Source organism: Aureimonas sp. D3, assembly GCF_001463805.1.
Lineage (GTDB): Bacteria > Pseudomonadota > Alphaproteobacteria > Rhizobiales > Rhizobiaceae > Aureimonas > Aureimonas ureilytica_A.
In genome coordinates, this window is sequence record NZ_BBWM01000063.1 from 1 (window position 1) to 21,920 (window position 21,920).

Here is a 21,920-nt window from a genome sequence, read left to right on the forward strand (position 1 = left end):
GAAGCCGCCGATGGCCGCCGCCGCTTCGTGGCGGGCGCCATCGGCCCGACCAACCGCACCGCCTCGATCTCCCCGGACGTCAACAATCCCGGCTACCGCGCCGTCACCTTCGATGATCTGCGCGTGGCCTATGCGACCCAGGTGCGCGGCCTCGTGGACGGCGGCTCCGACATTATCCTGATCGAGACGATCTTCGACACGCTGAACGCCAAGGCGGCGATCTTCGCGGCCGAAGAGGTCTTCGCGGAAGCCGGCATCTCGCTGCCGGTCATGATCTCGGGCACGATCACCGATCTCTCCGGGCGCACGCTTTCGGGCCAGACACCGACGGCCTTCTGGCATTCGGTGCGCCACGCCAAGCCCTTCACGATCGGCCTCAACTGCGCGCTCGGCGCCGAGGCCATGCGCCCGCATCTGGCCGAACTCTCCGGCGTCGCGGATACGTTCCTCTGCGCCTATCCCAATGCCGGTCTGCCCAACGAGTTCGGCCAGTACGACGAGACGCCGGACGCGATGGCCGCGCAGGTGCGCGGCTTTGCCGAAGAGGGGCTGATCAACATCGTCGGCGGCTGCTGCGGCTCGACGCCGGAGCACATCCGCGCCATCGCCGAAAGCGTGGCGGGCCTCGCGCCCCGCGCGGTGCCGAAGCTCGCGCCCATGATGCGCCTGTCGGGCCTAGAACCCTTCACGCTCACCAAGGACATTCCCTTCGTCAATGTCGGCGAGCGCACCAATGTCACGGGCTCGGCCAAGTTCCGCAAGCTGATCACCGCCGGCGACTATGCCGCCGCGCTGGACGTGGCGCGCGATCAGGTGGCCAACGGCGCGCAGATCATCGACGTCAATATGGACGAGGGGCTGATCGACTCGAAAGCCGCGATGGTCGAGTTCCTCAACCTCGTCGCCTCCGAGCCCGACATCGCCCGCGTGCCGGTGATGATCGACAGCTCCAAATGGGAGGTGATCGAGGCCGGCCTGCAATGCGTGCAGGGCAAGCCCATCGTCAATTCCATCTCCATGAAGGAAGGCGAGGAAGCCTTCCTCCACCACGCCCGCCTGTGCCGTCTCTATGGCGCGGCGGTGGTGGTCATGGCCTTTGACGAGGAAGGACAGGCCGACAGTTTCGAGCGCAAGGTCGCGATCTGCTCACGCGCCTACAAGCTTCTGACCGAGAACGGCTTTCCGCCGGAGGACATCGTCTTCGACCCCAACGTCTTCGCGGTCGCGACCGGCATCGAGGAGCATGACGGGTACGGGGTCGCCTTTATCGAGGCGACACGCACGATCCGGCAAACGCTGCCCCACGCCCATATTTCGGGCGGCGTGTCGAACCTCTCCTTCTCGTTCCGCGGCAACGAGCCGGTGCGCGAGGCCATGCACGCCGTGTTCCTCTACCACGCCATTCAGGTTGGCATGGACATGGGCATCGTGAATGCCGGCCAGCTCGCCGTCTACGACACGATCGACCCGGACCTGCGCGAGGCCTGCGAAGACGTGGTGCTGAACCGGCCGGGCCGCGAGGGCAAGAGCCCGACCGAGCGCCTTCTGGAGATCGCCGAGCGCTATCGCGGCACGGCCGGCAAGGAGGCCAAGGCCAAGGATCTGACCTGGCGCGAAGGCACGGTCGAGGAGCGGCTGTCCCACGCCCTCGTCAACGGCATCACCGAATATATCGAGGCCGATACGGAAGAAGCGCGCCTCAAGGCCGAGCGCCCGCTTCATGTGATCGAAGGGCCGCTGATGGCCGGCATGAACGTCGTCGGCGATCTCTTCGGCGCGGGCAAGATGTTCCTGCCGCAGGTCGTGAAGTCCGCCCGCGTCATGAAACAGGCCGTCGCCCATCTCCTGCCCTATATGGAGGAGGAGAAGCGCCTCAACGGCGGCTCCGAGCGCTCCAGCGCCGGCAAGATCCTGATGGCGACGGTGAAGGGCGATGTCCACGACATCGGCAAGAACATCGTCGGCGTCGTTCTCGCCTGCAACAATTACGAGGTGATCGACCTCGGCGTCATGGTGCCCGCCGCCAAGATCCTCGAAACCGCCAAGGCCGAGAAGGTCGACGTGATCGGGCTCAGCGGCCTCATCACGCCCTCGCTGGACGAGATGGTGCATGTCGCCTCGGAGATGGAGCGCGAGGGCTTCGACGTGCCGCTGCTGATCGGCGGGGCGACGACGAGCCGCGTCCACACGGCGGTGAAGATCGATCCGCGCTATCGCAAGGGACAGACGGTCTATGTCATCGACGCTAGCCGCGCCGTCGGCGTCGTGTCCAACCTTCTCTCGCCCGATGGGCGGGCGAGCTATGCCGAAGGCATCCGCCGCGAATACGAGACCGTCGCCGAGAAGCACGCGCAGGCCGAGGCGGAGAAGCAGCGCCTGCCCCTGGCGCGCGCGCGGGAGAACCGCCAGCAGATCGACTGGTCGAGCGCCCGCCCGGCCAAGCCCACGTTCCTAGGGATTCGCACCTTCGAGACCTGGGATCTCGCCGATCTCGCCCGCTATATCGACTGGACGCCCTTCTTCCAGACCTGGGAGCTGAAGGGTCGCTATCCCGCGATTCTGGAGGACGAGGCGCAAGGGGCGGCCGCGCGCCAGCTTTGGGACGACGCGCAGGCCATGCTGCGCCAGATCGTGGAGGAAGGCTGGTTCCGCCCGCGCGCCGTGGTCGGCTTCTGGCCGGCCAATGCGGTGGGCGACGATGTCAGGCTCTTCACGGATGAGGCGCGGGTCACGGAACTCGCGACCTTCTTCACCCTGCGCCAGCAGCTCTCCAAGCGCGGCGACCGGCCGAACGTAGCGCTCGCCGATTTCGTCGCGCCGGTGGAAACGGGCCTCGCCGACTATCTCGGCGGCTTCGTGGTGACGGCCGGCATCGAAGAGGAAGAGATCTCGAACCGCTTCGCCAAGGCCAATGACGACTATGCCGCCATCATGGTGAAGGCGCTGGCCGATCGCTTCGCCGAGGCCTTCGCCGAGCGGATGCACGAGCATGTGCGCCGCGATCTCTGGGCCTATGCGCCGGACGAAAGCTTCGCGCCCGAAGAGCTGATCGCCGAGCCCTATGCGGGCATTCGTCCCGCGCCTGGCTATCCCGCCCAGCCCGACCACACGGAAAAGGTCACGCTCTTCAAGCTGCTGGACGCCGAAGCGCAGACCGGCGTCACGCTGACGGAAAGCTACGCCATGTGGCCGGGCTCCTCGGTTTCGGGCCTCTACTTCTCCCATCCCGAAAGCTATTATTTCGGCGTCGCCAAGGTGGAGCGCGATCAGGTCGAAGACTATGCCAACCGCAAGGGCATGGCCGTCGCCGAGGTCGAGCGCTGGCTCGGGCCGGTGCTGAACTACGTGCCGACGGCGCGGGGGTGAGGGCGCAAGCCCATGTGAAGGGGTATGGGATATCGGTGTCGAGAGCGAGGCCACGGGATTGCCGGTCTTGTCAGGTCTCGAAAGGCACGACCTTTCCCACGAGACGGACAAGATCGGCTTGGCGATCGATTCCGAGCCTCGTGTAGGCCGCTTTGAGATGACTGCGAACGGTCTCGTCGCTCACCGCCAGGTATTCCGCCGCCGTCTTCGTCGTATGTCCGGCAGCGATCAGAAGTGCGACCCTAGTCTGGGCTTGCGTTAGACCGAGTCTGACCAGGATGTTGGACAAATCCGGATAGGCTCTATTGTCCGGCTTGAGGATCATCAGCAGCGCACCGTGAACCGGGGTGAAGCTCCCCAGCCGCTCGCATGTTTGCCCCCGCAAAGGCGTTACCCGAACGATCAAAGGCAGGAGGCTGTTCGGGCGGGGAACGAATAGCGCGTCCGGCATCTGCTGAGCGGGGAGGCCGGTCGCGACGCTGCGAACGAGAAGCTCGAATTGTGTCTGAGCGGTCCCGGATGCCAGTTGGACCGAGCCGTTTCGAATGTGGACGCCGTCCTCTGATAGGGTGTCGAAGGCTTTGTTCCATGTCTTCGCTTGGCCCGTTCGATCCAGTATGGCGACGGCGCAATCGAATTCGGCGAGACGTTGGGATAGGGCAAATCCGATCGCCTGCGACGAAGCCAGTTCCAGTCGTATAGCAAGGGCGCGGGACAGATGTCGCGAGACCGTCGCGAAGGACTGCTGCTCCGCCTCGTCCGGAGGGGCGACACCCAAGCGTCGTTGCACGTTGATGGCGAACTTGGTTTTGCCGTTCAAAGCGCCGATGACTGTGGCAATGTCACCTATGTCGTGAGTTCGCAGGAAGTCTTGGAAATAAAAGCTCTTGGCCTTGATGTCGTTCGACAAGAACAGGTGGTCCCAGACGATGCCGGGGCGGACAAGGCCGAGCCTCTGAGCCGTCGATAAGACGATATCTTCCTGCCACCAATACTCATTATAGCTTTTGGCTGCGTGCTCCAGGCCAGAAGATACGTACAGAAGGGGGGAGGCTAGGCCGGGCTGCAGAATCACGGTGCCAACGCCGCTGAAAGCTTCGGCGCAGGATTGAATGGTCTCCAGCCAAAGCGATGCATCCAAAGCCCCGTCGTAGATGTCATGGCTCAGGGCTTCGATATTTTTCGGATGCATGTCGTATCCTTGAAATTCGAAATTTATCTTGTCATGCCTTAGTTCTGCTTTCAGCACTGCACGCAGTTGCCTGAAAATTTCAGAGGGATCTTAGGCAACTCTACGAAACCGCTGCAACAGAAACATCGCGCAAGAGCTTGCGACGGCGACCTATCGGATATTTTCGCCGGCCAGCGGGTGGCTGATGTCTCGCCCGTGTTCCGGCCAGCTCATCCGAGCCCCCCGGCGTTCTGGACTTCATGCCCGATGCGGCCGTGCCGGCGTCCGACATCGTGATCGGCATTCAAGCGCGGCAGCGCCGGGTGCCAAAAAATGTGGATATCGGGCAACAGTGGAATACAACCTCAAAACGATCCGGCCCGTGCTTGATTGACGCGGATGCCTTTCATGGGATCAAGTCCCAAGCGCTGAAACGCCTTCTGCGATGGGGACGGCTTCGGTGTCGGCGCTGTCACCCGCTTGTGGGCCGATACACGCCTTAAGCGAAGGGGATGCTATGGCGATGTTTCATCGGGGAGCGGGGGCGATCGTGCTTGTCGGCCTGCTGATGCTCGGCGGCTGCGTCAGCTCGACACAATATTCGGCCGTGTCGGAAGCGTTGAAGGGCAGCGCCGAGTTGCGGCGCGAGAGTGTCGAAACCTGTGTGAAAAACAATCGCTCGACGCCTGAGCAGAAGGACATGATGCGCAAGCTCATGAACCTTTCGCCGGGAAGCAACGTGGTTCGGGTCGGCTGCGAACGGGCCACGGCGGGTCTGGCGTCCGGCAAACTCAGTTACGACGATTATCGCGCCATTCAGTTCGGCCAGATCACGCCACAGATCGTCCGCGTTTTCCAGAACCGCTGACACCCGCGCGGCCCCCTAGTCTTGGTCTGATGTTCCGCATCGGCGGAGCGAAGGCTGCTCGAAGGAAAAGTGATGATGCGTTTTCGACTGGTTCTCCCGATCATGGCCACTTGCAGCCTTCTGCTTCTGGGCGGCTGCGTGACATCCACAAGCTACGACGCCACCGCGGAAGCGATGGGCCATAGCCCCGAACTGCTGGCCGATCGGATCGCCGATTGCACCAAGAGAACGGCGGCCACGCCCGGCGGGCTCAACGAGCTGCGTCAGGAAGCCAAGCTGCCGGTGGGGACGAGTGATGCGACCGTGGCCGAAACCGTGTGCCGGCGCAGCATGACCGCCATCGCGAAGGGGCGTATGACCTATGACGACCTTTCGTCGGCCTTCAACGGCACACCGAAGCCGATCGTCTACAAGGTCATCCAAGGGCGCTGACGCTCGAGGCGGAGCCGATCGCGGACGGGCCATTCACGTTGGAAGAACGCTGTCGTTCCCGCCAGTGAGGCCCCACCGCGCCCGCATTGCCGATAATTCACTTGCGAAAACCTACGTCTGCCTTCGTATGAAAATCACAGCGATCTCACGCTAGCGTGAGGCCGCGTGGGGCGATCGCGAGGGGTTTGGTCGGATGGTGCGCTGGTTGGTTCTGATCCTGCTAGTGGCGGGAGCCGTGTCCTATGTGGAGCGGGACAGGCTGGCCCCGTATGCGCCGCCGGCCATCGCGTCCCTCCTGAAGGGTTCGGGCGGCGAAGGGGGCAAGACCGAGGGCGGTGGCGGCTCCAAGCGCGGTCGCGGCAATGGCGGCGGGCCGGTGGCCGTCCAGCTGGCCGAGGCGACGGGCGGTTCGCTCCCCGTTCTGCGCGACACGATCGGCACCATCATTCCGGTCGCTTCCACGGTGATGACGAGCCAGACCACCTCCACGGTCGCCTCGATTGCGGTGGCCGATGGGGTCGATGTCAAGCGCGGCGATCTTCTCGTGTCGCTGGACGACAGTCTGGCGCTCGCGCAGATCGGTAAGGACAAGGCCGCCATCGAGCGCGATCAGGTGACGCTCGATCAGGCCAATCGCAACCTCCAGCGCACCACGGCTCTGGTGAAGTCCGGCGCCTATACCACGCAGCAGGGCGAGGACGCGCAGAGCGCCGTCAACGCGGCCGCCGCCGTTCTCAATGTCGATCGCGCCGCGCTCGCCGCCGACACCGTCGCGCTGGACAAGCTCAAGATCACCGCGCCTTTCGGCGGTCGCCTGGGCGCCTTCGCCGTGTCCACCGGCGCGCTGGTGACGCCGGGAACGCCGATCGTCACGCTCACCCAAAGCTCGCCCGTCTACGCCGCCTTCACCCTGCCGCAGGAGAATCTGGACCTTCTGCAAAGGAGCATGGCGGCCGGCACGCTGTCGGTCTCCTCACGCCCGGCCGGCGATGGCGGCACGGCGATGGAGGGCAAGGTCGCCTTTATCGACAACGCGGTGAACACCACGTCGGGCACGATCGCGCTGCGCGCCATTCTCGACAATCCGAACGGCACTCTGATCGCTGGCCAATCCATCTCGGCGACCGTCAAGGCCGGTGAAAAGGACGGGCTGACCATCGTGCCGACCGTCGCCGTGCAGCCGCGCACGGATGGCAGCGTCGTCTATGTTGCCAAGGACGACGATACGGTGACCATCCGCAAGGTGGATGTGGCGCTGCGCGTCGGCGACAAGACCGGCCTTTCCTCCGGCCTTCAGCCCGGCGAGCGGGTGGTGACGGAAGGGCAGGGGAACCTGTCCGAGGGCTCCAAGATCAAGCTCGCGGGTGAGGCGGCGTCGCAGGACGGAAAGTCCAAGACCCGTGGCACGCCCGTCGCGGACGCGGGCACGGGCACAGCCGCAGCGGCGGAGAGCGTGCGGTGAACATCTCCACACTCTTCATCCGGCGCCCGGTCGCGACGCTTCTTCTCTCGCTCGCCGTTCTTCTGGCGGGCATGGCGGCCTTCCGGCTCCTGCCCGTCGCCGCGCTGCCGCAGGCCGACTACCCGACGATCAGCGTCTCGGCTCAACTCGCCGGTGCCTCGCCCGATACGATGGCGAGCGCCGTGGCGACCCCGCTCATCAAGCAGTTCCAGACCATCGACGGCGTCGATACGATCACCGCGCGCTCCTCGCTGGGGAACACGCAGATCACCGTTCAGTTCGTGCTGTCGCGCGACATCGACGCGGCGGCCGCCGACATTCAGGCCGCCATCGCACGCAGCGCGCGGCAATTGCCCGACAACATGGCCGCGCCGCCGAGCTATCGGAAGGCCAATCCCGCCGACGCGCCGATCCTGCTCCTCGACCTCGTGTCGGATGGAACGCCGCTGACGCAAGTGGACGATCTCGCCGAAAACGTCATCTCGCCCGCGCTGTCCACCATTCAGGGCGTCGCCCAGGCGCAGGTCTATGGCGGCAAGACCTATGCCGTGCGCGTTCAGGTGCATCCCGACAAGCTCGCCTCCCGCTCGCTCTCCATGTCGCAGGTCGCCAATGCGCTCGCGGCTTCCAACAGCCAGACCCCGGTCGGCACCGTGCAGACGGCAGGTCAGGCACTGACCGTGGACACGCCGACCCAGCGCACGAATGCCGAGGAGTTCAAGACGCTGGTGATCGCGCGCGCTGGCGGCGTGCCGATCCGCCTCGCTGATGTGGGCGACGTGAAGGACAGCGTCTCCAACGTCAATCAGGGCAGCTGGCTCGACGGCAAGCCCTCGATCGTGCTCGCCGTGCAGCGCCAGCCGGGCGCCAACACGGTCGAGGTCGTGGACGCCATCAAGGCCAAGCTTCCCGAACTCGAGGCCTCGCTGCCAGCCTCCGTCCATATCGCCGTCGTGAACGACGCCTCCACGGCCATCAGCGCCGCGATCGACGACGTTCAGGAAACGCTGGCCCTCACCATCGGCCTCGTCATCCTCGTCATCTACCTGTTCCTCGGCCGCGTCTCGGCCACTATGGTGCCGGCGCTGGCCGTGCCGCTCTCGCTGGTCGCGACCTTCGGTGCCATGTATGTGCTCGGCTTCTCCATCGACAATCTGTCGCTTCTGGCGTTGACGCTCTCGGTCGGCCTCGTGGTGGACGATGCCATCGTCATGCTCGAAAACATCGTGCGCCATGTCGAGGACGGCATGGCTCCGATGGAGGCCGCGTTGAAGGGCAGCGGCGAGGTGGCGGGCACGATCATCTCCATGTCGCTCTCGCTGGTCGCGGTGTTTCTGCCGATCCTCTTGATGGGCGGCGTGGTCGGGCGCGTCCTCAACGAGTTCGGCATGGTGGTGACGCTGTCGATCCTGGCCTCGGCCGTCGTGTCGCTGACGCTGACGCCCATGCTTTCGGCGCGCCTGCCCTCGACCCATGCCCCGACGCGCGGCGTGGCGGCTGCCTTCTCGCGCGGCTTCGACAAGACCACCGTTCTGTACGGGCGGATGGTCGATTGGTGCCTCAAGCGCAACGGCTTCATCATGGCCGTGTTCGTCTTGAGCTTCGCGGCTTCGGTCTACATGTTCGCGACCCTGCCGCGCTCCTTCTTCCCGCAAGAAGACAACGGGCTTCTGACGATCTCGACGCAGGCCCGGCAGGACATTTCCTTCGAGGCCATGAGCGCGCTGCAGGCCAAGGCCGCCGCCGCCGTGAAGGCCGACCCCGCCGTATCCGCTGTCACTTCGACGCTCGGCGGCGGGCCGGGCGGCTCGACCTTCAATTCCGGCTCCATGTTCGTGCAGCTGAAGCCCAAGGATCAGCGCCCGCCCTTGGAACAGACGCTGGCCTCGCTGCGCCGGAGTCTCGGGGGCATTGCCGGCCTCAAGAGCTTCGCGACGCCCGTGCAGAGCCTGCGCTTCGGCGGGCGCTCGACGCAGAGCCAGTATCAGCTCGTGGTTCAGTCGCTCGACGCCAATGCCGCGCGCGAATGGTCGGCCAAGCTTCTCGACGCCATGCGCGCCGACAATACACACTTTGTAGATGTCGCGACCGACCTGCAGGACAATGGCCTGCAGGAGCGTGTGAAGGTGGATCAGGACCGGGCCGACGCGCTCGGCATCTCCTCCAGCAATCTGCGCACGGCGCTGGAAGCGGGCTTCGGCACGCTGACGGCGACGCAGATCCAGGCCACCGGCAACAGCTACGACGTCATTCTCGAATATGATCCGAACCTGTCCTGGACGGATGCCCGCCTCGACGCCATCCGCGTGCCCGCCTCGGACGGAACGCTGGTGCCGCTCTCGGCCTTCGCCAAGCTCAGCCGCGAGGCGGGGCCGGTGACGGTGAACCAGACGGGGCAGCTCACCGCCGTCACGCTCTCCTTCAACCTGCCGGCCGGCATGTCGCTCGGCACCTCCACGGCGGCGGTGGATGCGATCAAGGCTGACATCGGCCTGCCGACCAATGTCACGACCTCCTATGCCGGCACGGCGCAGGTCTTCCAGCAGGCGACCGGCAATCTCGGCCTGCTCATCGGAGCGGCCATTCTCGTCATCTATATCGTGCTCGGCGTTCTCTACGAGAGCTTCATCCACCCGCTGACCATTCTCTCCGGCCTTCCCTCGGCCGCCTTCGGCGCGCTGGCGGCGCTGCAATGGTACGGGCTCGATCTCTCCATCATCGCCGTGATCGGCCTTCTCATGCTGATCGGCATCGTGAAGAAGAACGCGATCATGATGATCGACGTGGCGCTCGAGATGCAGCGCGAGGAAGGGCACACGCCCCTCGTCGCCATTCGCGAGGCCTGCGTGCGCCGTTTCCGCCCGATCATGATGACGACCTTCTGCGCGCTGCTCGGCGCCCTGCCGATCGCGATGGGCACCGGCGCCTCGTCCGAGCTGCGCCAGCCGCTCGGCATCGCGGTGGTCGGCGGCCTCATGGTCAGCCAGGTTCTGACGCTCTTCATCACGCCGGTGATCTTCGTCGAGATCGAGCGGATTCGCCGGTTTGTGGGGCGTCTGTTCTCGCGGCGCACTGTCGCAACGCACCATGAAAGCCCTGCCGCGCAAGGTTGACGCCGCGCCCTTCCGTCGCGCAAGACAACACGAGCATGTGCGGATTTCCGCACAGCCTCGTGATGATCTGGTGGCGAAGGAAAGCGAAGATGGCCGAGACCCCCCGACGCAGCGGTATCCGCACCACGGACGCGGAGGCGCTGGCCTTCCACGCGGACGGGCGGCCGGGCAAGCTGGAGATCACGCCGACCAAGCCGATGGCGACCCAGCGCGATCTCTCGCTCGCCTATTCGCCCGGCGTCGCCGTGCCGGTCAAAGCCATTGCGGAAGACCCGGCCAAGGCCTTCGACTACACGACGCGCGGCAACATGGTCGCGGTCATCTCCAACGGCACGGCCATTCTGGGCCTCGGCAATCTCGGCGCGCTCGCGTCCAAGCCGGTGATGGAAGGCAAGTCCGTCCTCTTCAAGCGCTTCGCCGATGTCGACTCGATCGACCTCGAGCTTGATACGGAAGACCCCGACAAGTTCATCGAGGCCGTGCGCTATCTCGGCCCGTCCTTCGGCGGCATCAATCTGGAGGACATCAAGGCTCCGGAATGTTTCATCATCGAGCAGCGCCTGCGCGAGCTGATGGACATTCCCGTCTTCCACGACGACCAGCACGGCACCGCCATCATCGCCGCCGCCGGCATCATCAACGCGCTGCACCTCACGGGGCGCGAGATGAAGGACATCAAGCTCGTCTGCAACGGCGCGGGCGCGGCGGGCATCGCCTGCGTCGAACTGGTCAAGGCCATGGGCGTCGCCCATGACAATGTCATCCTCTGCGACACCAAGGGCGTCATCTTCCAGGGCCGCACCGAGGGCATGAACCAGTGGAAGTCGGCCCATGCCGCCGCCACGGACGCCCGCACGCTGGAAGACGCCATGCGCGGGGCCGACGTCTTCTTCGGCGTCTCGGCCAAGGGCGCGCTGACGCCCGAGATGGTCAAGTCCATGGCCCCGAACCCGATCATCTTCGCCATGGCGAACCCGGACCCGGAGATCACGCCCGAAGAGGCCCATGCCATCCGCGACGACGCCATCGTTGCCACCGGCCGCTCGGACTACCCGAACCAGGTCAACAACGTTCTGGGCTTCCCCTACATCTTCCGTGGCGCGCTCGACGTGCGCGCCACGCAGATCAACGACGCCATGAAGATCGCCGCTGCCCAGGCGCTCGCCTCGCTCGCCCGCGAGGACGTGCCCGATGCCGTCGCCTCGGCCTACAAGGGCGCGGGGCGGCCGAAATTCGGGCGCGACTACATCATCCCCGCACCCTTCGACCCGCGCCTCATCACCGTGGTGCCGGAAGCCGTCGCGCGCGCGGCGATGGAAACCGGCGTCGCGCGCCGCGACATCGCGGACTGGGAGGCCTATCGCAACCAGCTCGCCTCGCGCCGCGACCCGACCGCCGGCACGTTCCAGAACATCTTCGCTTCGCTTCGCCAGCGCCCCCGCAAGGTCGTCTTCGCGGAAGGCGAGGAAGAGCAGGTCATCCGCGCCGCCGCCTCCTATGTGAACCAGGGCCTTGGCCAGGCCGTGCTCGTCGGCCGCGAGGACCGCATCAAGGAAACCGCGCGCTTTGCCGGCGTCGAGCTGAAGAGCGGGCTGGAGATCCAGAATGCCAAGCTCTCCAACCGCACCAACGCCTATTCCGAGCATCTCTACGCCCGGCTCCAGCGCGAAGGCTATCTCCAGCGCGACTGCCACCGCCTGATCAACACCGACCGCAACCATTTCGCCGCCGCCATGGTCGCGCTGGGCGATGCCGACGCGATGGTGTCCGGTCTCACGCGCAACTATTCGGTCGTGCTCGACGACGTGCGCCACGTCATCGACCCCAAGCCTGGCCGCGCGGTGATCGGCATTTCCATCGTCATCGCCAAGGGCCGCACGACCTTCGTCGCCGACACCGCCGTTCACGACATGCCCGGCGCGGCGCAGCTCGCCCGCATCGCCACGGAAGCCGCGCGCTTTGCCCGCAAGCTCGGCCACACGCCCCGCGTCGCGTTCCTCGCGCACTCCACCTTCGGCCACCCCGCTTCGGAGCGCTCGGAGCGCGTGCGCGAGGCGGTCGGCCTTCTCAGCCAGAACAGCGTGGATTTCGAGTTCGACGGCGAGATGGGCGCCGATGTCGCACTCAATCCCGAGCTCATGGCCCTCTACCCGTTCTGCCGCCTCACCGGCCCGGCCAACGTCCTCGTCATGCCGGCCTTCCACTCGGCCTCGATCTCCACCCGCATGGTGCAGGAACTCGGCGGCACCACCGTCATCGGCCCCATCCTCGTCGGCCTCGAAAAGCCCGTGCAGATCGTGACCCTCGGCGCCAAGGACACCGACATCGTCAACATGGCCGCCTTCGCCGCCTTCTCGGCGGAGGGGTGAGGGAGGCGCGGGTAGCGGGGCTGCCGCCCCGTGCCCCGCTCGGGAAGGACTTCCCGAACCCTTCCTTTCATTTGAGGACGTTTCCAAAAGCAAAGGGGGCCGCTGGCCCCCTTTGCTTTTGGACATTCTTCAACTGAAGAGGGGTTCAGGGGAAATCATTTCCCCTGACGGGGTGCAGGGGCAGCGCCCCTGCTATGCCCCGCCCATCCCCTCACGCCGTCGCCGCGAGGCTGGTGCGTTGGGTGAGGAGTCGTTGGAGGGCGATGAAGGCGAACAGGAGGATGCCGATGGCGATCTTGGTCCACCAGGAGGAGAGAGTGCCGTCGAAGACGATATAGGTCTGGATGAGGCCCGAGATGAGCACGCCGACGAGGGTGCCGGCGACGAAGCCGACGCCGCCCGTCAGCAGCGTTCCGCCGATGACCACGGCGGCGATGGCGTCGAGTTCGACGCCGACGGTCGCGAGCGAATAGCCCGAAGACGTGTAGAGGGCGAAGACGACGCCCGCGACGCCGGCGAGCAGGCTGGAGAGCGCGTAGATGCCGATGGTCACGCGGGCAACGGGCACGCCCATGAGTTCGGCCGAGTTGCGGTCCCCGCCCAGCGCATAGACATAGGTGCCGAAGCGCGTCTTGTGGGCGACGAGAATGCCGAGCGCGAAGACGGCGAGCATGACCATGGCGACGAAGGAAAGACGCCCGCCCGTGGGAATGACCCAGTAGATGCGCTTCAGCGCGTCGAAAGCGGGATGGTCGATCGGAATGGATTCGGTGGTCAGGAGATAGCAGCCGCCGCGCGCCAGAAACATGCCAGCCAGCGTCACGATGAAGGGCGGGGTCTGGAGATAATGGATCATCGCGCCCATGGCCGCGCCGAAGAGCGCCGCGATGACGAGGATCGCGGGGATCATGAGATACGGATGCCAGCCGGCCTGAATGGTGACGGCGAGGAAGACGCCGGTGAAGGCGATCACCGAGCCGACCGAGAGATCGATGCCGCCCGAGAGGATGACGAAGGTCATGCCGACGGCGACGATGCCCAGAAACGCGTTGTCGGTCAGGAGATTGGCGGCGACGCGGGTGGACAGGATCGCCGGGAACTGCAGCGACGACAGCGCGAAGGCGGCGACGAAGACCGCCACGGTGACGAGAAGGGGCAGGAAGCGCGCGTTCATCGGCCGGGAACCTCGCGAATGGACGAAACGGAGGGCACAGATTTAGGGGGCGGCGGGCGGCGGCGAACGAAGCCCGAGAGGTGCGCCATGGCGGGTGACTGGATCACCAGGATCAGCACGATCAGCGCGGCCTTGAGGATGAGGTTCATCTCCGGCGGGAAGCCCGACAGGAGAATGCCGGTGTTCATCGCCTGGATGATCAATGCGCCGACCAGCGACAAAAGGATCGAGAAGCGCCCGCCCATGAGCGACGTGCCGCCGATGACCACGGCGAGGATGGCGTCGAGTTCGAGCCAGAGGCCGGCATTGTTGGCGTCCGCGCCGCGAATGTCGGCGGCCGCGACGATGCCGGCGACGGAGGCGCAGAGGCCCGAGGTCATGTAGGCGGCGAGGATCACGGCGCGCGCGTCGATGCCGGCCAGAGCCGAGGCGCGCCGGTTGATGCCGGTCGCCTCGATGAGAAGGCCGAGCGCGGTGCGGCGCACGATCAGAATGGCGACGAGCGCGACGACGAGCGCGATGACCACAGGCATGGGCAGGCCGAGGAAGGAGCCGCCGCCGATGAAGAAGAGCACGGGATCGTTGAAGGTGACGATGGTGCCGGAGGTGATGAGCTGGGCCACGCCGCGCCCGGCGACCATCAGGATCAGGGTGGCGATGATCGGCTGGATGTCGAGAACGGCGACGAGGAAGCCGTTCCACAAGCCGCAGACGAGGCCGACGCCGAGCGAGGCGAGCAGCACGATCGCAAGCGGATAGCCTTGCACGGTGAGCGTCGCGGCCACCGCGCCGGAAATCGCCATGACCGCGCCGACCGAAAGATCGACGCCCTTGGTGGCGATGACCAGCGTCATGCCGACCGCCAGCAGCATGACCGGCGCGCCGCGATTGAGCACGTCGATCAGGGGGCCGTAGGCGCGCCCGTTCTGGAAGGCGAGGTCGAAGAAGCTGGGAAAGGCCAGCCAGTTGGCGAAGAGAACGAGAGCGAGCGCACCGATCTGGGGCGCGGCGCGGACAAGACGGTTCACGAACGCGCCTCCTCTGGCGTGGCGGCAATGGTGCGCATGATGGCGGCGGGCGAGATGTCCGAGCCTTCGAGATCGCCGAGATGGCGGCGGTCGCGCAGCACGCGGATACGGCGCGAATAGGCGGTCAGCTCTTCCAGCTCGGAGGAGATGACCAGCATGGCCATGCCCTTGGCGCAGAGGTCTTCGATGAGGCGCACGATTTCCGCATGGGCGCCGACATCGATGCCGCGTGTGGGCTCGTCGAGGATCAGGAAGCTCGGCTCGGTCGCCAGCCAGCGGGCGAGGATCGCCTTCTGCTGGTTGCCGCCCGAGAGAAGCCGGATAGGCTTTTCGATATCGGTGGTGCGGATGTCCAACGCTTTGACAAAATGCTCGGCGATGCGCGCCTGCTCGCGGATCGACAGGGGCTTGGCCCAGCCGCGCCGGGCCTGGAGCGCGAGAATGATGTTTTCGCGCACCGAGAGATCGCCGACGATGCCCTCGACCTTTCGCTCTTCCGGGCAGTAGCCGAAGCCCAGGCGAATGGCGGCACGCGGCGAGAGAATGCGCGCGACGCGCCCGTCCACCCGCGCTTCGCCCGTGTCGGCCTTGTCCGCGCCGAAGACGAGGCGCGCGGTCTCGGTGCGGCCCGAGCCCAGAAGCCCGGCGACGCCGACCGCCTCGCCGGGGCGAATGTCCAGATCGAAGGGCTCGACCATGCGCTTGCGCCCATAGTTGCGAAAGGAAACGCGCGGCTCGCCCGTGCTGACAGGGGCGGGAGCGTGGTGCGACACGGCTTCGTCCAGATCGCGGCCGAGCATCATCGAGACGATGTCCATGCGCGATGTGTCGGCGATGGCCTTTTCGCCGACGAGCCTGCCATTGCGCAGGACGGTGGCGCGGTCGCAGACGGCGAAGACCTGATCGAGGAAATGCGTGACGAAGAGGATGGCAAGGCCTTTGTCGCGTAAGCGCCGCATGGCGACGAAGAGCGACTCCACCTCCGCTGCGTCGAGGCTGGCGGTCGGCTCGTCGAGGATCAGCACCTTGCCCGACAGGTCCACCGCGCGGATGATGGCGACGAGCTGCTGCACGGCAACCGACAGGCTGCTCAGCGTTGCGCTCGGGTTGACGGAGAGGCCATAGGCCTGGAGCAGTTCGGCCGAGCGGCGACGCATCGCGCGCCCGTCCGTCAGGCCCAGAAAGGTCGGCTCGCGACCGAGAAACAGGTTTTCGGCGACCGAGAGGTTCGGCAGGAGATTGACCTCCTGATAAACCGTGCCGATGCCCAGCCGCTGTGCTTCGCCGCTATCGGCCGGCTCGATCTCGGCCCCGTCCAGCGTGATGCGCCCGCCGTCGCGGCGATAGACGCCGGTCAGCGTCTTGATGAGCGTCGATTTGCCGGCACCGTTTTCGCCGAGAAGCGCGTGGATTTCGCCCGCGCGCAGGTGAAGGTCCACACCATCGAGCGCGGTCATGCCGGCAAAGCTCTTGGTGAGACCCTGAATCAGAAGTCTGGTCATGAAGGTGGTCCGCCGGTTCGTCGGGATCGTGTTCGGCAGCATCGGGCCGATGGGCCGGACGCAGAAGCGTTTCGCCGGTTCGTTGCCCGCGCTCGCTCGCATCGACCGCGTCATCAGCCGCAGGATCGGCGAAGCCCGCGAGCGCTCGCCTGGCGAGCACGGTATGCCGAACGGGCCTCATGGCCCGGAAAGGGCGCGGCGCCAAACAGGGCGCCGCGCGTCGAACAGGAAGCTAGAGAGGGTGCCGGCTCAGTAGCCGAGGCCCTTCTTGGATTCCATCACGGCCTTCGGATTGTCGGCCTGGGTATAGAGCTTGGATTCGGTCTGGATCCACTTCGGCGGCTCCTTGCCGTCCTTCTTGTAGGCTTCCAGCGCGTCGAAGGCGGGGCCGGCCATATTGGGTGTCAGTTCCACCGTGGCATTGGCCTCGCCATTGGCCATGGCCTGGAAGATATCCGGCACGGCATCGATCGAGACGACCATGATGTCCTTGCCGGGCTTCAGGCCGGCTTCCTTGATGGCCTGGATCGCGCCGACGGCCATGTCGTCATTATGGGCGTAGACCGCGCAGATGTCCTTGCCGCCGTTCTCGGCCTTGATGAAGCTTTCCATGACTTCCTTGCCCTTGGTGCGGGTGAAGTCACCGGTCTGCGAGCGGGCGAGCGTGATGTTGCTCTTGCCGGCGATGGCCTCCTCGAAGCCCTTCTTGCGGGAGATGGCGGGGGAGGAACCGGTCGTGCCCTGGAGTTCCACGACCTTGCAGGGCTTGGCGCCGACTTCCTTCACGAGGTAGTCGCCGGCCACCTTGCCTTCATGCACCTGATCGGAGGTAACGGCGGTGAGGTAGAGGGAGGGGTCCTTGGTGTCGATGTTGCGATCAAGCAGGACGACCGGAATCTTGGCGTCCTTGGCCTCTTCCAGCACCTCATCCCAGCCCGTCGCGACAACCGGGGCGAGAAGGATCGCGTCCACGCCCTGCGCCACGAAGGAGCGGATGGCCTTGATCTGGTTTTCCTGCTTCTGCTGCGCGTCGGCGAATTTCAGGTCGATGCCGCGCTTCTGGGCTTCCTGCTTGGTCACGGCGGTCTCAGCCGCGCGCCAGCCCGACTCCGAGCCGACCTGCGAGAAGCCGACCACCATGTCCTTGGCGAGCACCGGGCTCGCCAGCACGGTTGCCATGGCAAAAGCGGCGGCAAGGCTACGTCTGATCGTCATGTCGAATTCCTCCCATAGGGCGGCCGTGCCGCCAAAACCGAACCGGGCTCCCATCCGGCCGAATGCAACGGACCCCCGCGGCCCGCGCCTTCGTCCCACAACCTGACGGCTGCGAATAACTCATACAAAAGCATCATCAAGCTTTCGTCAATCCGATTCTTGAAACCGCGCGTTGTGCGCTGCAGCAGGGCCGGTACGGCGGGTCGAGATAGGCCGATGGGATGCGCGCCCTAGCTCCATCGCCAGCGACGGGAGGCGGAATGCTCAATCTTTGGTACAAGAACGCGGTGATCTACTGCGTCGATGTCGAGACGTTTCAGGATTCGGATGGCGATGGGATCGGCGACTTCAAGGGGCTGACCGGCCGGCTCGACCATATCGAGGCGCTGGGCGCGACCTGCATCTGGCTTCTGCCCTTCTATCCCAGCCCCAATCGCGACAATGGCTACGACGTCGCGGATTATTACAATGTCGATCCGCGCTACGGCACGCTGGGCGATTTCGTGGAGTTCACCCATGCCGCACACGAGCGGGGCCTGCGCGTTCTGGTCGATCTCGTGGTCAATCATTCCTCGATCGACCATCCGTGGTTTCAGGCCAGCCGGGCGGGCGATCCGAAATATCGCGACTGGTATGTCTGGCGGAAGGACAAACCCGAGGATGCCGAGAAGGGCGTGATCTTTCCCGGCGTCCAGAAGACGACCTGGACGCACGACACCAAGCGGAAGGAATATTACTTCCACCGCTTCTACGAACATCAGGCCGATCTCAACATCGCCAACCCGGAGGTACGCGAGGAGATCGAGCGCATCATGGGCTTTTGGCTGGCGCTCGGCGTCTCGGGCTTCCGGATGGATGCCGTGCCCTTCATGCTGGAGGACCTGTCATCGGCCCATTCGGGCTGGGAGCCGCATCGCTACCTGTCGCAGCTTCAGACCTTCCTGTCCTGGCGGCGGGCGGAGGCGATCCTTCTGGCCGAAGCCAATATCCCGATGGACGAAGCCGGCGATTATTTCGGAACCGGGGACCGGCTGCATGTGATCTTCAACTTTCCGCTGAACCAGCAGATGTTTCTCGCCTTCGCACGCGGGGAAGCGGGGCCGGTCTCGGACTTCCTCAAGGCGCTGCCGGAGATCCCCGCCATCGCGCAATGGGCGACCTTCCTGCGCAATCACGACGAGATCGATCTCGGCCGGCTGGAGGATGACGAGAGAGAGGAGGTCTTCGCCGCCTTCGGGCCGGACGAGGACATGCAGCTTTACGACCGGGGCCTGCGCCGCCGGCTCGCCCCGATGCTCGGCGGCGACGAGCGCCGGCTCGCCATGGCCTTCTCTGTCATGCTGGCCCTGCCGGGGACGCCCGTCATCTGGTATGGCGACGAGATCGGCATGGGCGAGGATTTGAGCCTGCCCGAGCGCCATGCCGTGCGCACGCCCATGCAATGGAGCGCGGCCGAGAACGGCGCCTTCTCGTCGGCCAGGGCGAAGGATTGCGTGCGGCCGGTCGTGGCAAAAGGGCCCTTCGCCTTCCCCCATGTGAATGTCGCCCGGCAGAAGCTCGACCCGCTCTCGCTTCTGTCGCAGGTGCGCCGCCTGATCCGCGCCCGGCGCGAAGCGCGCGAGATCGGCTGGGCTCGGCCAGAGGTGCTGAAGGCCGGCGACGGTTCGGTGCTCGCGCTCGTGTCGCGCTGGCGCGGCGGCGGGGTTCTGACGCTGCACAATCTTGCCGACCGGCCGGCGCTGGCTCATCTTCCCGAAGGCCTGCCCCTTGCGGCGATGAGCCCGCTCCTGCGCCAGGGCGTGCATATCGACGCCAAGGAGCGGACGCTGCGTCTCGACGCCTATGGTTTCGAGTGGTTCCGCTTCGAGGATGGTTCAGGGGCGCAGGACGAGGACGAGGGGTAAGGGCCTAGAACCGGGGACAGAACCCTGCGGCGGAGGACCCGCGAGAAATTTTCGTCGCTGGCGAGGCGCCGAGCGGAGTCGATGCAGCGCATCGGCGAGCATCGGCAACGACGTCCGGCGGCGGAAAGGGCTGACGGGCCGACCCGCAGCGTTCTGTCCTCGGATCTCAGGCCCCGCCGGCGACTTCGACCTCTTCCAGCACCTCGTCTTCCTGCGCCTCCAGTTCGGGCGCTTCGGAAGGCTCCAGGCCGAAGCGCGCGGCGACGTCGGGGGCGTAGCGAAGGAGGTCCGGGCGCAGGCGCAGAAGGGCGAGGTCCTTGGCCTTGGCCTCCAGCATGATGTCGAAGTCCAGTCCGTCCAGCGTGCGCATCAGCGTCGCGAATTCGAACGGATTGACGAAGTCGGCATGGCCCGTGAAGACCGGGGCGACGTGGACGGTGGTCTTTTTCCTGGTCTTCTTGTCGACGCGCACCTGCTCGCGAAGCTCGGTGCGCGGGCAGGAGAAATGCATCTTGGGCTGCTGTCCCTCGGGCCAGGATGCGAGGATGCGCTCCACCGTCTGGCGCAGATCGGCGCGCTCGGGGTTGAGGCACCAGAAATGCTGGTAGTCGAAGATCAGCCGCACGCCCGTGTGCTCGTGAATCCAGAGAACGTCCCCGGCCGAGAAGCGCAGGTCGTCGTGCTCCAGCACCAGCCGCCGCTGCACGGGCTCGGGCAGCGTCTTCCAGGTTTCGACCCAGCGCTGGCGCGAGGCGGGAATGTCGCCATAGGTGCCGCCGACATGAATCACGAGAACCGCCTCGGGCGGCAGGCCCATCAGATCCAGCATCTCGGCCTGGGACACGAGATCGGCGATGCTCTTCTTCACCAGCGCCGGGTCGGGGCTGTTGAGGACGATATATTGCGAAGGGTGGAAGGACAGGCGAATGCCGAGGTCCATCGCCTTTTTTCCAATCGCCTCCAACTCGCTGCGGCTTTCCGAAACCATGGCGTGGAACTGCGGCATATCCGGATGTGTCGCATAGGGCGCGAGATCCGACGACATGCGGTACATCCGGATATCGTGCTTCACCAGATGGTCGAGGATCGCGTCGATATAGGTGAGCGAGACTTTCAGATGCGGATTGCTGGCGGCGCGGCGGGCGTCGTTGCTTTTCAGATCGTCGCGCGCCATGACCTTGACGGGGAAGCCGAGCTTGGAAATTCGCGTCTGCATCAGGCGGCCTTCTCAGGGGAAATCTGCGCATCCCGCCCGAAGCCGAGCGAGGCGATGAACTGGTTCCAGTCGGGGATGGTGAGCGCTCCGCCGGACGCCAAGCGGTGGCCATTGCCATATTGCTCGGTCGCGCCGGGCGGCCGGTGCTCGGCCAGAAAGGCGAGCAGATCGCGATCCGCCGCCGTGCGCGCGGCGAAGTGGACATAGCCGTCGCGATAACCGGCATTCGCCGCAATCACGATTCGATCCTTGATCCGCCCGCGCCAGGCTTGCGCGACCAGCGGGTGGATTTGCGTGGGCGAAGAAAACAGGACCAGCGCGACCTCGCCCACCACTTTCGGCCCGATCTTGCGCGCTTCGTCCAACTCGCGCTTCACCTCGTCCTTGGCGGCCAGAAGCTGCGCCGTCTCCTCATGCTCGCCCGAGAGAACCGCTTTCGGTCCATCGGCTTTCAGGAGAAGGTCGAGCGCCGGGCTTGCATCGCCCGAGGCTGTGCGGCGCGGGGCGTTGACCAGCGAGGCGGCCTTGCGCAGCGCGGTGATGCCGAGCTTGCGCGCCTCGTCCATTTCGGGAAAACCGTCGTTTTCGGCCAGATCGCCGATCAGGCCGATCGCGGCCAGCCAGAGAAGCCCGTCCGCCAGCCCCGCCGCCCGCGCGCAGCGATAGGCGAGAAGCGAGGAGGTCGGTATCGGATCGTCCTTGATGCCGCTGACGATCAGCGCGCCCTCCGGCAGCCCGGTCGGCACGTGATGGTCGATCAGGATCGTGGGCAGGTCGGGCCGTGGCAGGGCGGGCCCGACGCCGAGATCGGCGATGATCATCCCCTCGGCCTTGCTCCCTGCCATCTCCTGCGCGAACTCTCTCGAATAGGCGTTCTCGCCCTTGCCGATGATCCTCACATCCGGCTCGCGCCCGCTGCGGCGCAGGGCATGAAGCAGGATCGCCCCCGCGCTGAGCCCGTCGGCGTCATTGTGACAGACGACGAGCGGCCGACGCCCGAGGGCTTCGAGAGCCGAAGGAAACGCGTCCGGCTGACGAAGGCCGGTCGGGAAGGAGGCGGGCAGGGGCAAGGGAGCGTCCGGGGCAGGAAGAGGGCGGCG

Annotated in this window: 15 protein-coding genes; 8 read left to right on the forward strand and 7 right to left on the reverse strand. The window is 65.7% G+C overall.

Annotation, left to right across the window (positions count from 1 at the left end; genetic code table 11):
* The coding region (gene metH / locus AUL36_RS19200) for a methionine synthase (RefSeq protein WP_062223337.1) at nucleotides 1-3,366 on the forward strand (3,366 nt) is incomplete at its 5' end.
* Between the two features lie 70 nt (nucleotides 3,367-3,436).
* Here the strand turns inward: metH and AUL36_RS19205 are convergent.
* On the reverse strand, nucleotides 3,437-4,615 hold the full coding sequence (locus tag AUL36_RS19205; protein ID WP_156418484.1) for a helix-turn-helix transcriptional regulator: 1,179 nt from the start codon (nucleotides 4,613-4,615) through the stop codon (nucleotides 3,437-3,439).
* A gap of 382 nt (nucleotides 4,616-4,997) precedes the next feature.
* On the opposite strand from AUL36_RS19205, the gene AUL36_RS19210 reads away from it, so the two are divergent.
* From AUL36_RS19210 to AUL36_RS19230, 5 genes are all read left to right on the forward strand, one after another.
* Nucleotides 4,998-5,405 (forward strand): hypothetical protein, encoded by a 408-nt coding sequence (locus tag AUL36_RS19210; protein WP_156418485.1) that lies wholly within the window; start codon nucleotides 4,998-5,000, stop codon nucleotides 5,403-5,405.
* Nucleotides 5,406-5,477: 72 nt separating this feature from the next.
* Nucleotides 5,478-5,837, forward strand: coding sequence for a hypothetical protein (locus tag AUL36_RS19215; protein ID WP_062223343.1), 360 nt, complete (start codon nucleotides 5,478-5,480; stop codon nucleotides 5,835-5,837).
* Between the two features lie 193 nt (nucleotides 5,838-6,030).
* Nucleotides 6,031-7,299: an efflux RND transporter periplasmic adaptor subunit gene (locus tag AUL36_RS19220; protein ID WP_062223345.1), complete on the forward strand. Its 1,269-nt coding sequence runs from the start codon at nucleotides 6,031-6,033 to the stop codon at nucleotides 7,297-7,299.
* Entirely contained in the window at nucleotides 7,296-10,412 is a 3,117-nt protein-coding gene (locus tag AUL36_RS19225; RefSeq protein ID WP_062223347.1) for an efflux RND transporter permease subunit, read from the forward strand. Before AUL36_RS19220 ends, AUL36_RS19225 begins: the two co-directional genes overlap by 4 nt.
* A gap of 89 nt (nucleotides 10,413-10,501) precedes the next feature.
* Nucleotides 10,502-12,781, forward strand: coding sequence for an NADP-dependent malic enzyme (locus tag AUL36_RS19230; protein ID WP_062223349.1), 2,280 nt, complete (start codon nucleotides 10,502-10,504; stop codon nucleotides 12,779-12,781).
* 211 nt (nucleotides 12,782-12,992) lie between these two features.
* Here the strand turns inward: AUL36_RS19230 and yjfF are convergent, their stop codons facing one another.
* Genes yjfF through AUL36_RS19245 form a run of 3 tightly spaced genes read right to left on the reverse strand, consistent with a single transcriptional unit; the run spans nucleotide 12,993 to nucleotide 16,485 of the window.
* Nucleotides 12,993-13,955, reverse strand: a complete 963-nt coding sequence (yjfF, locus tag AUL36_RS19235) for a galactofuranose ABC transporter, permease protein YjfF (protein ID WP_062223351.1) — start codon at nucleotides 13,953-13,955, stop codon at nucleotides 12,993-12,995.
* Nucleotides 13,952-14,983, reverse strand: a complete 1,032-nt coding sequence (locus AUL36_RS19240; RefSeq protein ID WP_062223353.1) for an ABC transporter permease — start codon at nucleotides 14,981-14,983, stop codon at nucleotides 13,952-13,954. The genes yjfF and AUL36_RS19240 overlap by 4 nt, the downstream gene beginning before the upstream one ends.
* The gene (locus AUL36_RS19245) at nucleotides 14,980-16,485 is read right to left on the reverse strand and encodes a sugar ABC transporter ATP-binding protein (RefSeq protein WP_062223481.1); all 1,506 of its coding nucleotides are present in this window, start codon (nucleotides 16,483-16,485) and stop codon (nucleotides 14,980-14,982) included. Before AUL36_RS19245 ends, AUL36_RS19240 begins: the two co-directional genes overlap by 4 nt.
* Here AUL36_RS19245 and AUL36_RS23955 point away from each other — a divergent pair.
* Nucleotides 16,484-16,741: a hypothetical protein gene (locus AUL36_RS23955; protein ID WP_156418486.1), complete on the forward strand. Its 258-nt coding sequence runs from the start codon at nucleotides 16,484-16,486 to the stop codon at nucleotides 16,739-16,741. The genes AUL36_RS19245 and AUL36_RS23955 overlap by 2 nt on opposite strands.
* Here AUL36_RS23955 and ytfQ read toward each other — a convergent pair.
* Nucleotides 16,735-17,700, reverse strand: a complete 966-nt coding sequence (ytfQ, locus tag AUL36_RS19250; RefSeq protein ID WP_058600081.1) for a galactofuranose ABC transporter, galactofuranose-binding protein YtfQ — start codon at nucleotides 17,698-17,700, stop codon at nucleotides 16,735-16,737. The genes AUL36_RS23955 and ytfQ overlap by 7 nt on opposite strands.
* 260 nt (nucleotides 17,701-17,960) lie before the next feature.
* On the opposite strand from ytfQ, the gene AUL36_RS19255 reads away from it, so the two are divergent.
* The gene (locus AUL36_RS19255) at nucleotides 17,961-19,604 is read left to right on the forward strand and encodes an alpha-amylase family protein (RefSeq protein WP_062223355.1); all 1,644 of its coding nucleotides are present in this window, start codon (nucleotides 17,961-17,963) and stop codon (nucleotides 19,602-19,604) included.
* Nucleotides 19,605-19,770: 166 nt separating this feature from the next.
* Here the strand turns inward: AUL36_RS19255 and uvsE are convergent, their stop codons facing one another.
* Both uvsE and AUL36_RS19265 read right to left on the reverse strand, forming a co-directional pair.
* Entirely contained in the window at nucleotides 19,771-20,820 is a 1,050-nt protein-coding gene (gene uvsE / locus AUL36_RS19260; RefSeq protein ID WP_062223357.1) for a UV DNA damage repair endonuclease UvsE, read from the reverse strand.
* A complete protein-coding gene (locus AUL36_RS19265; protein WP_062223358.1) occupies nucleotides 20,820-21,890 on the reverse strand; it encodes a DHH family phosphoesterase in 1,071 nt (356 codons plus the stop codon). Before AUL36_RS19265 ends, uvsE begins: the two co-directional genes overlap by 1 nt.
* Between the last annotated feature and the right edge of the window lie 30 nt (nucleotides 21,891-21,920).

Excerpts from the sequence above, each read along its gene's own strand:
- yjfF (WP_062223351.1), bottom strand. The coding sequence starts at position 13,955 with ATGAACGCGCGCTTCCTGCCCCTTCTCGTCACCGTGGCGGTCTTCGTC.
- AUL36_RS19220 (WP_062223345.1), top strand. The coding sequence starts at position 6,031 with ATGGTGCGCTGGTTGGTTCTGATCCTGCTAGTGGCGGGAGCCGTGTCC.
- AUL36_RS19215 (WP_062223343.1), top strand. The coding sequence starts at position 5,478 with ATGATGCGTTTTCGACTGGTTCTCCCGATCATGGCCACTTGCAGCCTT.
- uvsE (WP_062223357.1), bottom strand. The coding sequence starts at position 20,820 with ATGCAGACGCGAATTTCCAAGCTCGGCTTCCCCGTCAAGGTCATGGCG.
- AUL36_RS19245 (WP_062223481.1), bottom strand. The coding sequence starts at position 16,485 with ATGACCAGACTTCTGATTCAGGGTCTCACCAAGAGCTTTGCCGGCATG.
- AUL36_RS23955 (WP_156418486.1), top strand. The coding sequence starts at position 16,484 with ATGAAGGTGGTCCGCCGGTTCGTCGGGATCGTGTTCGGCAGCATCGGG.
- AUL36_RS19230 (WP_062223349.1), top strand. The coding sequence starts at position 10,502 with ATGGCCGAGACCCCCCGACGCAGCGGTATCCGCACCACGGACGCGGAG.
- AUL36_RS19255 (WP_062223355.1), top strand. The coding sequence starts at position 17,961 with ATGCTCAATCTTTGGTACAAGAACGCGGTGATCTACTGCGTCGATGTC.
- ytfQ (WP_058600081.1), bottom strand. The coding sequence starts at position 17,700 with ATGACGATCAGACGTAGCCTTGCCGCCGCTTTTGCCATGGCAACCGTG.